Source organism: Nonomuraea spiralis, from assembly GCF_014648435.1.
Taxonomy (GTDB): domain Bacteria; phylum Actinomycetota; class Actinomycetes; order Streptosporangiales; family Streptosporangiaceae; genus Nonomuraea; species Nonomuraea spiralis.
Window position 1 is genome coordinate 49498 of the sequence record NZ_BMRC01000005.1, and the last position, 12438, is coordinate 61935.

At 71.5% G+C, this 12438-nt stretch carries 11 protein-coding genes; 5 read left to right on the forward strand and 6 right to left on the reverse strand.

The features are described from left to right. The first annotated feature begins 36 nt into the window (after positions 1–36). From IEZ27_RS13305 to IEZ27_RS13315, 3 genes are read left to right on the forward strand one after another with little or no spacing between them, the layout of a single operon-like run. Positions 37–420 carry a YbaB/EbfC family nucleoid-associated protein gene (locus IEZ27_RS13305; RefSeq protein WP_229823948.1) on the forward strand — a complete coding sequence of 128 codons (384 nt, stop codon included), beginning with the start codon at positions 37–39 and terminating at the stop codon, positions 418–420. Next, the gene (locus IEZ27_RS13310) at positions 417–719 is read left to right on the forward strand and encodes a hypothetical protein (protein WP_189647455.1); all 303 of its coding nucleotides are present in this window, start codon (positions 417–419) and stop codon (positions 717–719) included. Before IEZ27_RS13305 ends, IEZ27_RS13310 begins: the two co-directional genes overlap by 4 nt. Before the next feature lie 6 nt (positions 720–725). After that, positions 726–6452 carry a WXG100-like domain-containing protein gene (locus tag IEZ27_RS13315; RefSeq protein ID WP_189647456.1) on the forward strand — a complete coding sequence of 1909 codons (5727 nt, stop codon included), beginning with the start codon at positions 726–728 and terminating at the stop codon, positions 6450–6452. A gap of 21 nt (positions 6453–6473) precedes the next feature. On the opposite strand, the gene IEZ27_RS13320 is transcribed toward IEZ27_RS13315, so the two are convergent. The 4 genes from IEZ27_RS13320 to IEZ27_RS13335 are packed head-to-tail and all read right to left on the reverse strand — an operon-like array spanning position 6474 to position 9922. Beyond that, positions 6474–7409 carry an oxidoreductase gene (locus tag IEZ27_RS13320; RefSeq protein ID WP_229823949.1) on the reverse strand — a complete coding sequence of 312 codons (936 nt, stop codon included), beginning with the start codon at positions 7407–7409 and terminating at the stop codon, positions 6474–6476. After that, complete coding sequence (locus IEZ27_RS53840) at positions 7393–7827, reverse strand: hypothetical protein (RefSeq protein ID WP_229823950.1); 435 nt, start codon at positions 7825–7827, stop codon at positions 7393–7395. Before IEZ27_RS53840 ends, IEZ27_RS13320 begins: the two co-directional genes overlap by 17 nt. Before the next feature lie 23 nt (positions 7828–7850). Then, complete coding sequence (locus IEZ27_RS13330; protein ID WP_189647457.1) at positions 7851–8684, reverse strand: sugar phosphate isomerase/epimerase family protein; 834 nt, start codon at positions 8682–8684, stop codon at positions 7851–7853. After that, entirely contained in the window at positions 8681–9922 is a 1242-nt protein-coding gene (locus tag IEZ27_RS13335; protein WP_189647458.1) for an FAD-dependent monooxygenase, read from the reverse strand. The genes IEZ27_RS13330 and IEZ27_RS13335 overlap by 4 nt, the downstream gene beginning before the upstream one ends. A gap of 66 nt (positions 9923–9988) precedes the next feature. Here IEZ27_RS13335 and IEZ27_RS13340 point away from each other — a divergent pair, with 66 nt between their 5' ends. Next, a complete protein-coding gene (locus IEZ27_RS13340; protein ID WP_189647459.1) occupies positions 9989–10576 on the forward strand; it encodes a TetR/AcrR family transcriptional regulator in 588 nt (195 codons plus the stop codon). 106 nt (positions 10577–10682) lie between these two features. Here the strand turns inward: IEZ27_RS13340 and IEZ27_RS13345 are convergent, their stop codons facing one another. Continuing rightward, complete coding sequence (locus IEZ27_RS13345) at positions 10683–11090, reverse strand: VOC family protein (protein ID WP_189647460.1); 408 nt, start codon at positions 11088–11090, stop codon at positions 10683–10685. A gap of 61 nt (positions 11091–11151) precedes the next feature. Here IEZ27_RS13345 and IEZ27_RS13350 point away from each other — a divergent pair, with 61 nt between their 5' ends. Further along, entirely contained in the window at positions 11152–11745 is a 594-nt protein-coding gene (locus tag IEZ27_RS13350; protein ID WP_189647461.1) for a TetR/AcrR family transcriptional regulator, read from the forward strand. Between the two features lie 60 nt (positions 11746–11805). Here IEZ27_RS13350 and IEZ27_RS13355 read toward each other — a convergent pair whose 3' ends face one another. Continuing rightward, positions 11806–12399, reverse strand: a complete 594-nt coding sequence (locus IEZ27_RS13355; protein ID WP_189647462.1) for a rhodanese-like domain-containing protein — start codon at positions 12397–12399, stop codon at positions 11806–11808. Positions 12400–12438: the final 39 nt, after the last annotated feature.

Below are 12438 nucleotides of genomic sequence, written 5' to 3' on the forward strand. Positions count from 1 at the left end.
ATGCCTTTCGGTATTAGGCGGGTGAAAGGTGTTTTTGTGGCGGATGCGTTCGAGGTGGAGGTCAGCGCGCTCGCGGGCGAGATCAACCAGCAGGTGGCCCGCGTACGTGAAGCATTCGGAGAGCTCTCCGCCCTGGAGCACACCGCACGGTCGGCGGACGGAATGGTGAGCGTGACCGTCGGCCGCCACGGCCAGTTGCGCGGCGTCGAGCTGAACCCCCGGGCATATCGCAGCCTGTCTCCCACCCAGCTGGCCGAAGCCATCATGCGGCAGGCCAACGAGGCCACCGCCGCCGTCTCCGAGCAGAGCCGGCAGCTGTTGAACCCCCTCATGCCGGACGGCATGCCGTACGAGGAGGTCTTCGGGGAGCGGGCCACGCTCGACGCGTTCTTCCCCAGCCCGGTGGAGCCGGCCCCGTGAGCGGCTACTCCGTGCGGCGGGAGGCGCTGTACCGGGAAGCCAGGACGTACGAGCTGTTCGCGGGGAACGTGGAGCAGGTGCGCGCCGACCTCCGCGCCGCCTTCAACCGGGACAGGAACACGCTCGGCGACGACGAGTACGGCGCGGAGCTGGCCAAGAAGCTGCCCGAGATGGAGCGCGGCATCTTCGACGTCCTGACGAAGTACATCGACGAGCTCGAGGACGTCGCCATGGGGCTGAGCACGAGCGCCCGTAACTACAAGGCGGCGGAGCACCCTCCCCCCGCAACGCGGAACTGATCGTCCATGGGGTTCGACGGGTTCCTCGTGCCCGAGTTCGCCAAGCCGTACATCGGCTGGGTGGTCGGCATGGACTGGCCGGAGGGGGACGAGACCGGCTGCTTCCGGCTGGCCGACGCCTGCGTGATCGCCGCGCACCGGCTCGTCGAGGGCACGGGCGCCGACCTGCCGGGCAGCGCGCGCAGGATCGGCAAGGACTGGGACGGGGAGGCCCATCTCGCCTTCGCCGCCCACGTCGGCAAGGTGGCGGGCGGTCAGATCGCCCTCGCGGTCAAGCGGCTCGTGGACACCGCGGTGGCGCTCAACGGCGTGGGCGTGCAGATCCAGTACACCAAGTACATGATCGAGGTCACCGTCTGGCTGCTGATCGTGCAACTGGGGTATCTGCTGGCCGCGGCCCTGGCCAGCGGTGGGGCGAGTCTGGCGCTCATTCCACCGCGGCTGCAGCTCGCCCGGCTGACGGTCGGGCAGATCGCCAGGCAGTGCCGGCGCAACATGCTGTTGTTCGCCGGGATCGTGACCGGGATGGACCTGGGCATCCAGGGCACACAGATGCTGCAGGGCCGCAGGGACGACATCGATCTCCGTCAGCTCGCGATCTCGGCGGTGAGCGGCGCCGCCATGGGCGGGCTCATGGGACTGGCCTCGGGCGGGCTGAGCAGCCTGGCCACCCCCACGCTGCGGGCCGGTCTGACCAGGGCCGAGATGTCCACGGCCGAGAAGCTGCTGGCGGCGGCCCACTCCTCGTTGTACGGCCAGGCCGGGCAGTTCGCCCTGGCCGGCGGGATCACGACGGCCGGCACCATGATCTTCCAGGGCAACTTCAGCTGGGACCTGCTGGCCAAGGGCATCACGTCCAGCGCGCTCGGCGCGGACGGGCAACACCTGGCCTCGCCCCTGCCGCACGGCGCCGACGGCCCGTCCGCGCCCCACTCGTCCGCTTCGTCCGGCCGTCCGCCTTCCGGCCCGGACGGAGGCCCCGGGCACGGGCCCAGGACCGGCGCGGACGCGGTCCAGGCGGCGGTGAACCACAACCGGCAGACCATCCAGTCGCCCGCCTGGCACAGCCCCGACTTCCCGTCCGACGTGCTCCAAGGGCTGACGTCCCAGCTGGCGTCCGCCGACGCGGGGCTGCCGAAGCCCGAGATCCATCCGCCTCGCGTCGTCGAGATCGGCGCCCTGGGCGAGACCGCCGTGCACGACGTCAGGGTGCCGGTGGACCCGAGGGCGACGGCTCACGCCATGACCGCCGGCATCACGGGCATCGTTCCGCGGGAACGGGCCGTGATCCGCCTCTGGCTGACCGAGGCGCTGTCCAGCGGCGACCGCGACGTTTGGACCAACCACCTCCAACGAGGCGTGGCGCTCGGCGTCGGGGACAAGGTGATCTACCTCAAGCTCAGGCCGAGCGAGTTCACGCACGTGGAGCAGCCGAGTCTGGCCCCGGAGAAGCCGGTCGCCTTCGGCGGGGACGGTGTGGAGGGCAAGTCCTCGCGGGGCACCTCACTGGATCGGACCGCGGGGCTGATGAAGGGGCTCTACCAGTCGCCGGACGAGGCCGAGGCGAACGCCCTGCCCCGTTCGGGCATCAGCAACACGGTACGGACGACCCACACGAACGGCACCGAGGTCATCAGCGGGCACAAGGCCATCTCCCCGGCCCATGACTACTTCGCCACGGACATCGCCCTCGACATCTACCGTGACGGCGAGAAGGTCACACAGACCGCGGCGGTCCCCGACCTCTCGCTGACCATCCCCTTCCCCAAGCAGTTCACCCGGGAAGGGCCGCTGCTGAGCGCCGACCACCCGTCGCCGCCCCCTCGCCACGAGGTGCCGGAAGGGGCGGGGCACAGGTTCCGTGACCACGGGATCGCCATCACCGGACTGGACGTCACGCCTCTCGTGCTGGAGGTGCAGCGCCGGGGGCTGGCGGCGGGGCTGCCCGCGGGCGAGGTGGTCAGGATCACCGACCATCTCACCTCCAGCCTGCTCAGCGAGCAGGGGATGAAGAACCGCAGCCAGTCGATGTTGTCGAGCGGGGTCTCCTCCGAGGCGATCCGGTACAAGACCTCGCTGCTGCGGTCGGAGGAGGACTCCGTCAGGATCGCCGGCGAGATCACGCGGGTCGAGCCGATCGACGGAAGCGGGCGCGCGCCGGTCGAGACGATGTTCCGGGACGACCTCGGGCGGCGCGAGAGCGAGGGCACGTCGCGCCGGCAGGGAGCGAGCCTCGGCGTGCACGCGGGCGGCAAGATCGGGTTGCCGCTGGGGGAGCGCGCGGAGGTCGTCGCCAGAGCCGTCGGCGGGCTCGGTTACGGGACGGACCATGTCACGTCCACCAACAGGGCGCACGGCAACCACACCGTCCTGACCAGGCGCGGCGACGTCACCATGTACGACGCCCGCATGCGGCTGCAGGTCGAGACCGAGAAGCTCGGCAGCTTCGAGGTGGAGGTGAACGCCGAGCTGATCGTCCCGACCCGCGACGCGTCCCGGATGGAGCAGGACGTCTTCGGGCACGATTTGCGCCCGCCGGGAGAGTTCAACGACATCCAGCGCAAGCTCGCCGATCTCCACCGGGAGATGGACGACGTACGGGCGGAGTTCGCACTGAGCGAACCGGTCGGCGAGTACCCGGCCAGGGGCGAGCACCCGAACCGCGGCTACGACCCGCACGTCCTGGAGCCGGAGACGCTCGCGGCCGGCCGGGGGACGGGCCTCGGCAGCGGCGTCCGCGTCCATGGCGAGACGCTGCTCAGCACGCAGCTCCGCCAGGCCGTCGACCAGGCGCTGCCCGACCTCCCGCCGGAGATCGGACGGCAGATCATGCGGGACGTCGAGGCCCGCTTCGGCGTCGCCGCACTGGAAGCCGACCTGACGCACGCCCTCCACGGCATCAGGTACGACAAGACGATCGGCGGCTACACCGTCGAGATCCTGGCCGAGGGCACGCTGGGCCGGCGGCACGAGGTCGGCGCGTCCGACCTGACGGTCAACGAGCGCCGGATCACCTCGCGTACCGACACCAGCCAGCGGGAGAGCTCCCGCACGGGCCGGGCGGAGGTGCGTGGCGTCGCGCGCCTCGACGTGAACGAGCGACTCAAGATCGACCCGCTGAACCTGTCCCTCACCGGGAGCGGCACGAAGTCGGACAGCACCGGCTTCTCCTCGGGTCACACGAGATACGACCGTACGGAGACCGGCGGCGGGTTCACCATCACGCGGGATCTCTCCTTCGACGTCAGGATGAGGATCTCGCGGGACGGCACGGAGACGCTGAACACCTCGTGGGAGGTGCACGGCAGCAGGGCGGAGGTCCTCGTGCCGGACGTCCACCTGCCGGAGCGGCCGGTGCTCGCCCAGGACGTCGCGGGTCTGGGACGCATCGAGTCGTCGGCCGAGCGGCCCGCCGACCTGTGGCGGCCCGGTGCCGACGAGTTGTCGGCCATCGTCCGGATGGGGGCCATGCCCGACCTTCCCTCGACGCTGGCCGAGGTCTACCACCGGTGGGCGGGACTGCGGGCGCCCGCGGAGCGGCTGGACGTGCCGCCGGTGTTCGAGACCGCCACCGACGTGATCAACCTGGAAACCATGATCACATCTCATCCCGACGGCCTGCACTACACCGTGTCGGACCGTTCGGGGTCGCGGCACGACGTGCACGTGAAGGCGCACGTGGCCGGGGTGAGGCACGTCAAGTCGGAGACCGGGGTGGAGCACGAGAGCTACTCCAGCAGCAACTCCAGGGCGCTGGACGGCGAACGCGGCAGGCGTGGCGTCGGCGGGCACGTCAGGACCGGCCTGCGCGTCACCCTCAGCGACGGCGAGGCCGCGGGGTCCTCGCACGGAGCCGGGGAATCCGGCGGAACCGAGCGCAAGATCGTGGCGCGGGCGGGGGTGCACGGCGCCGCGAAACGCAGTGCCGTGGAGAGCTCCTATCTCGGCAGCAGCGACGTGTCCCGGGTCACCTACTCCGACGGCACCACCTCCCACTGGTACCGCGCGGACCTGGTCCTGGAGGTCACCCCCAGCAGGACCGGCGGAGGAACGGTCGAACACGGCCCGACCACGTACGTCCGGGTGGAGGAGATCATGGACCTCGTGCTTCCCGACGAGGTGGCACGCCGTCACGGGCTCGACGGCCCGGAGGCGGTGGAGCCCGCCGGGCGGGCCGGGGACACGACGCGGGTCTACGTGGCGCCCGAGGCGGCGTTGAACACGGCCTTCGTCCAGTACCTCGACGCGCAGGCCGTGCTGCCGGAGATCGTGGGGCTGCTCCGCCGCGCCGGCCTCATCCCTCCCGGCCAGGAGTTCACGAACCATCCGGTGGCCGAACACCTGCGCGGCAACTACAGCCAGACCGCGCTCGGCACCAAGCTGGGCGAACTTCGCGGGAACGGCGTGTCCTCCTGGTTGTTCATCACGGACGAGAACCACCGGGTCATCGAACGCGTGGGCATCCGGGTCACGGCCGACGTCGGCAAGGGCGTACACGTCGGTGAGCGTCCTGACGCCGGCCTCATGGTGCGCAACGAGCGCCTGAGCGGCGACCTGAGTGTGCGGGAGGCGGGAACGGACCGCGGCGCGGAGGCGATCGTGCGTTACATGGCGTCCTCGGACGGCGAACTCAGGGGAGCCGAGGCGGGGATCGCGAACAACCGCGACTCCCACACCGTGGACGGGCGGGGCACGATCGCGAAGGAGATCAACCGCTTCCAGACACGCGAGGCCCCGCACGAGTTCAGGCACCCGGTCCGGTTCGAGATCACGCTCGAACACGTCCCGGTCCGCCCGCTCCTGGAGCCGGTGCAGAACGTGGCCCGCAACGTGCTGCTCAAGGTGGGCGAGGTGACCGGGCACGACGGCGCCGGGAGGCTGTTCGACCGGCATGCCGGGGTCACCTCGACGTCCCGGGCGGTCGCGGACGGCGCGGTCGGCCTCCTGGTGCCGGGCCACCTCACCACGGAGGTGCCGCAGGGCACGCCGGTCGCGGGGCGTACGCCGGTCGTCGCCGCGGATCCGCGCTGGGCGGACCCGGTGGGGCCCAACTCCATGTCAGCCACCCTGGGCGGCGGCGTCCCCAAGGGGGACGTCAGTCAGGTCGCGTTCCCGGCCGCCACGCTCGTCGAGCAATGGGCGCCGATGAGCGCGGTACCGCCGAGACTCCGGGGCGAGGCCCCGTCCCTGGCCGACCGGCCCGACGGGTTCGAGCTCTCCCGCCCGGCCGGCATGTCACTCGCCGAAGCCACCAAGGAACGGACCATGCGCGCCCATCTGGAGCAGTTGCTCGCGCATGAGTACGAGCTCCCGGGGATCGGCAGGGTGGGCATCGACGTCACCGGAGCACGCGAGATCGCCACCGCGCTGGTCAAGCAGCGTGTCTACGCCCAGACCATGAGCACGGTCGGGCACGGCCAGGAACAGGGCCGGGGCGTGGCGGCCCGAGCGGGCGGGTCCGGCGGCTCGCAGGACGGGAGCCTCGGCTTCGGCGGCGTCGGCGGCAGCACGAAGACGGCGGACGAGGCCGCGTCGCGGAACGCCAACATCGTCGAACGCAACTTCCTGGAGGAGCAGCACGACAACACCTACCTTGAGGTGGATATCTCCCTTGTCTTCTACGGCAAGGGCGAGCCTTTGATGGTGGACGTCGCCGGTGGCCTTCATCTCAGGCTCACCGCCGACGGGCTCGCCGCGTTCGAGGCCGCGCATCCCGGCGTGATAGCGCGCTGACTCCGCCCTGGTCGCCACCGCTCAGGAGGCGAACTTGTCCAGCTGGGCGATGTCGTCGTCGGTGAGCCGGACGGTCCCCGCGCCGATGTTCTCCTCAAGATGGGCGATCGACCTGGTGCCCGGGATCAGAAGGGTCGCCGGGGAGAGCGCGAGCAGCCACGCCGGCGCGACCTGGGAGCGGGTGGCGCCGTGCCGGGCCGCGATCGCGTCAAGGGACGACTCCTGGGCGTCCGACCTCCCCATCCCCGGCGGGAGCAGGGACTTGTCGATGCCCGGGTTCAGCATCCCGGCCGCCGGCGGGAAGTACGGCACGAACGCGATGCCGTTCCGCTCGCAGTAGCGCAGGACGTCATGGGCGGCCCGGTCGAGCAGGTGGAAACGGTTCTGCACGGACGTCACCGGGGCCATCTCACGCGCCTTCTCCAACTGCGCCACGGTGACCCCGCTCAGCCCCAGGTCGCGGATCAGGCCCCGCTCCCGGAGCCGGACGAGCGCGCCGAACGACTCCTCGAAGGGCGTCTCGGCCGGGAACATCATGCCGTCGCCGCCGACCCGCAGGTACACCAGGTCGAGGCGGGCCGCGCCGAGCGTCGACAGGTTCTCCTCGAGCTGGTCGCGCAGGCCCTCGGGAGTGGCCTCGGCGTTGAAGGTCTTGAACTCGTCGCGGACGACGCCGACCTTGGTCGCGATCACCAGGTGCCCGGGGTAGGGGTGGAGCGCCTTGCGGATCAGCTCGTTGGCCACGTGCGGGCCGTAGGCCTCACTGGTGTCGATGTGGTCGACGCCCAGCTCCACCGCCCGGCGCAGCACCGCGAGCGCCGCGTCCTCGTCGGCGGGCGGGCCCCAGATCATCGGTCCGGGAAGCTGCATGGCGCCGTAGCCGATCCTGTTGACGCTCAGGTTCGCGGCCGGCTGGAAGCGTCCCGCGACGGCGGCGGGCTCATTCCCCTGGCCCACCGATGGCCTCTTCTCGTGAGACGCGCGGGCGGGTGTCCCGCCCGGCGGACGAAGTGGTACGTCGCCGCACGGAGGCGGTCGTCACGCCCCCGATTTCGTGCCGGTCGAGCTTGCCCCGGGTGACCAGGTCGTGGACCCCCTGCCGGGTGATGCCGAGCATCGCGCCCGCCACCGCGTACGACACGGACTCCGCCGCCGGATGCCCGACCCTGCGGACCATGACCTGACCCAGCGGGGTCTGCCACCAGCCCGGTGGCGGGTCGAAGCCCTCGTCGCCGGGATACAGGGTGATCACCAGCCGGATCGCGGTGTGCCGGGCGAGGACCTCGTCCTCGCCCAGCAGGGCCAGAGCCCACGCGCCCGCCCGTTCGACCACCCTGCCGCGCACCCGGGACAGGTCCCGGACGGTCGGCGTCAAGTAGTGGTGGGGGAGCCCCGAGGTCAGGCTGCGGCGGCGAGCAGCCTGTCGCGCATCAGGATCGTCTCCGACAGCGTGTCACACTCGTCGCAGCGGGCCTGGTCGATCCACATGTACTCGGTGATCAGGAACCCGTCGAAGCCGGCGTCCCGCAGGCCGCCCACGACGTGCTCGTAGTCGATCTCGTTCTCCTTCATCCCGACCTGGAGCCGGCCCGGCCGGGCTCCCCGGGCGTGCAGGTTCCGGACCCGTCCGAACACCGGGTCCAGCTCGGGTACGGCGTACCCCTGCATGACGAAGTGCGAGTGGTCCAGAGTCAGCCCGAGGCCCGGGCTGAGCTCGGCCAGACGCCGGGTGTCGTCGGGGGCGGCGACGATCGAGCCGACGTGCGGCTCCGCCGAGACCTCCAGCCCGGCCTCCCGCGCCGCCTGGACGCGTACGGCCAGCTCCTCCGCCGCCCGGGAGAGCGAGTCCTCGTGGGCGACACCGTCGAAGTCGAGGCCGGGCAGGATCGTCAGCCCGCTCGCCCCCACGGCGTGGGCGAACTCGATCCACCGCTGGAAGCGCTCCCTGGAACGGGCCCGCTCCTCGGGGTCCGGATGGTTCACCGCCAGGACCGAGAAGTCCGGGTCGGCCATCAGGAACACGTCGGCGGGCAGCAGGCCGTGGCGGGCGAGCCGCTCGGCCACCTGGCGCCCGTGGGTGCTCGGGGCGGCCGCGACCTCGTCGGCCCGCAGCTGGGTGGTCGAGCCCCACACGCCGATGTTGATCCCGGCGAAGCCGAGGCTCGAGATGAGGGCGCAGGCGTTCTCGTGGTCGAGAAGTGGGAAGGTGTAGTCCGAGCAGGCGAGCTTCATCCGTCTTCTCCCGTATGCGGTAGAGATCGAAGGTTGATCACATTTTGCAGTCCACCACCGTCGCTGTCGTCGCCGGTGGGCGGGGTCCAGGTCAGGAGGTCGTCCAGCGGGCCGGTCAGGAGGTGTGGAGCGAGTCGCCAGGTCGTCGCCACGCCGAGATCGCGCAGCCGCACGGCGAGCGGGTTGCGCCAGCGTATGACGCGGCAGATCGCGGCGGACCGGGCCACCACCTTGGCGGTGCGCGCCAGTCGGGCGGCGGTGTAGGCGGCCAGGCCGTGCTCCTGACCTGCGACATGAGCCAGTACGACGGCGTCCTCGATCGCCTGGCAGGCGCCCTGGCCCATGTTGGGCGTCATGGCGTGGGCCGCGTCGCCGAGCACCGCGATTCTGCCCCGATGCATGGCGGGCAGCGGGGTCGGCAGGTAGTAGACATCGTTCCTGATGATGTTCGCCGGCGGAGTGGCGGCCACAAGGGCGGGGATGGGGTCGTGCCAGCCGCCGAACAGCCGTAGCAGTTCCTCCCGCTGATCGCCCCCGCCACCGCCGGCGGGAACGGCGTCGGTGCCGTAGCAGTAGGCCAGCTCGTCGGCGAGCGCCATGTAGCCGAAGACCTTGCCGCTGCCCCACGTCTCGAAGGTCTGGCCCGGCACGCCGTGACCGGGGACGAGCATGCGCCAGGCGGTGATGCCGGCGTAGCGAGGTTCCGGGTGATCGGGGAACAGGGCTGCCCGGATGGGTGAATGGATTCCGTCGGCGGCGACCACGAGATCGCCTGTCACCTCACCCGTTCCGCCCGGCCCGTTGTCGTGTCCTTCCTGGCCGGTCCGGAAGGTCACGCGGCCGGTGTCGGGATCGGCGCCGGTCACCGTGGTGTTCAGCCGGATCGTGCCTGGCTTGAGGCGTGCCGCCAGCGCCTCCACCAGGTCGGCGCGGCGCAGGAGGACCACCGGGTCGCCGTGCTGGGCGGCGGCCTCCTCGTTCATGTGCACCAGCCAGCGTCCACTGGTGGCGCGCCGTACGCCTCCGACACCGCGGATCGCCGACAACGCCCTCACCTGGTCGTCGACGCCGAGCACGCTCAGTGCCTTGAGGGCGTTGGCGAAGATGGACAGCCCCGAGCCCACGGGTTCGATGGACGGCGCGCGCTCAAGGGACGTCACCTCCCATCCTCGCTGCTGGAGCGCCACCGCGGCGGCCAGCCCGCCGATCCCGGCCCCGATCACCACAGCGTGTCCCATGATGTCTCCTTACTACGGGCGTAGTTTGATTTACTATGATCGTAGTATCACAAAGGGAGCCGGGCCATGAAATCGCAACGTGCCGCACTTGTCGCGGATACGGCCATCACCGTGCTGGCCGATGGCGGCGTCCACGGCCTGACCCACCGCACGGTGGACGAGGCGGCCGGCCTCGCTCCGGGGTCGGCCTCCAACGTGGCCCGAACCCGGCTGGCGCTGCTGGAGCTGGCCTTGGAACGGCTCGCCGAACTCGACACGGCGGCGTTCGGGTTCGGCGCGGAGCCGATGGCGCTGGAGGGGATGGCTACGGCGGCGGTGCTCGACGTGTTCGCCGCGATGACCGCCAGGACGCTTCACACCCGGCTCACGTCCGAGCGCCGCCAGAGCATCGCCCGATATGAGCTGGCGATGGAGGCCACGCGGCACCCGGGACTGCGCGAACTCTACGACGCGGTGAGCCGTCGGCTGCGCGATCCGGTGATGGCGATGTTCACCGCACTCGGCTCGCCGGATCCGGCACGGCATGGCCAGCAGGCGGTGGCGTTCCTGGAAGGTGTGATGTTCGACGCCCTGGCCGGAGCCGGGCCCGAGCCGACCGAGAAGGACATCCGGCTGGGAGTCCGGGAGCTGTTCAGGGGCATGCTGGGCCAGTAGCCGGCAGCCGCGAGGGCCGCCCGGAGGCGTTCCGCACCCGGGCGGCGGGGGGCACGCCGGCCGGCCCCGCCCGGCGTGCCCCGGGGGTGGGCGCTCGCCGCCGGCTCTACTGGGCGGCGAACTGGGCCGCGTACTCCTGTGACGGCGGGATCGGCGTGATCACGTCCACGAGCACGCCGCCGGGGTCGGCGACGATGAAGTGGCGCTGGCCGAAGGGTTCGTCGCGCAACGTCAGCTCCGGCGTCAGCCCCTCGCGGACGACCAGCCGCTCCCATTCGGCGTCCACGTCGGCGACCTCGAAGTTGATCAGAAGCCCCGCGACCGGCCGGCGGTAGGCGGCGGGCAGCGTCGGGTGCCGGTGGTCGAGCAGGGCGAGCTCGTACGGCCCGCGGCGCAGGCTCACGTACCAGTCGGCCTCGAAGGTCACCTCGTATCCGAACAGGCGGACGTAGAAGTCCTTCGACGCGGCGACATCGGCCGTGCACACCACCGGGTACACGCTGCTCAGCTCCATGTGCTCCTCCTTTTCACGTACCAACGGTATGTGGGCGTACGCTAGTTGGGATACCGTCGGTATGTCAAAGAGGGGTGCAGTGACCAGGACGGAACAGAAGGAACGCACGCGGCGCACGTTGCTCGACACGGCGCGGCGGCTGTTCGCGACCCGCGGGTACGCGGGGGTGGGGCTGGCGGAGATCGTCAGCGAGTCCGGCGTCACCAAAGGCGCGCTCTACCACCACTTCAGCGGCAAGACCGACCTGTTCCGGGCCGTACTGGAACAGGTGCAGCGCGAGGTGGCCGACCGGGTGGCCGCGGCGGCCGACGCGCAGGACGACCCGTGGGCGCAGCTCAAGGCGGGATGCGCGGCCTTCGTCGCGGCCGGGGCCGATCCGCGGGTGCAGCGGATCATGCTCATCGACGGCCCCGCGGTGCTCGGCTGGAACGAGTGGCGCGCGATCGACGAGGCCACCAGCGTCCGGCACCTGACCGAGGCCCTGACCGTCCTCGTCGCGGACGGCCGCATCCCCGCCCAGCCGGTCGCGCCGCTGGCCCGCCTGCTGTCGGGGGCGATGAACGAGGCCGCGCTGTGGCTGGCGCAGTCGGCCCCCGGCGACCTGGCCGACACCCAGGCGGCCCTGTCCCGCCTGCTGGATTCTCTACACGCCTGAGGGGGCGACGCCATCGCCCCCTGAGGGGCCGCCTTCACCGCGCCCAGGCGTCCGGTACGGTCATCGCCCGCCGGTGGCCAGGGCGTCCAGGACGGTGGTGAGGTCGGTGCGGGGGCCGCGGTTGTAGGGGAGCCTGGACAGCAGCATGCCCATGGCGCAGGTGTTCGACAGGGCGGCGTACGTGAGCCCGGCGCCGATGCCCGCGGCGACCCACTTGGCCCGCGGAAGGCGCGCGCTGGTCAGCACCGAGCCGAGCACGATCGAGCCGGCCACCAGCCGCACCTGGCGTTCCAGTGCCCAGCGGGGCTTCCCGGTGGCCAGCGGGGCTCCGGCGTCCTGCCAGGCGCTGATCCCGCCCGCCAGCACACGCAGACCGGGCAGACCGGCGTCGGCGAGGACGCGCCCGGCCTGGCCGGCCCGCCGGCCGGAGTGGCAGACGAGCACCGCCCGCTCGTCCAGGTGGGCGCGCAGCACGTCCCCGTGCGCGCGCAGCAGGTCGAGCGGCACGTTGCGGGAGCCGGGGATGTGGGCGGCGTCGAACTCGCCGGGGGTGCGTACGTCGATCAGCCGGGGCGGGTTACCGGCGTCCAGCAGTCGTCGCAGGGTGGCCGTGTCCACGGCGGCGGGGTTCGGCGGGTTGCCGGCGGCGGTCATACGGGGGTCCTTGTCCGAAATGGCGGTGAAGTGAGGGAG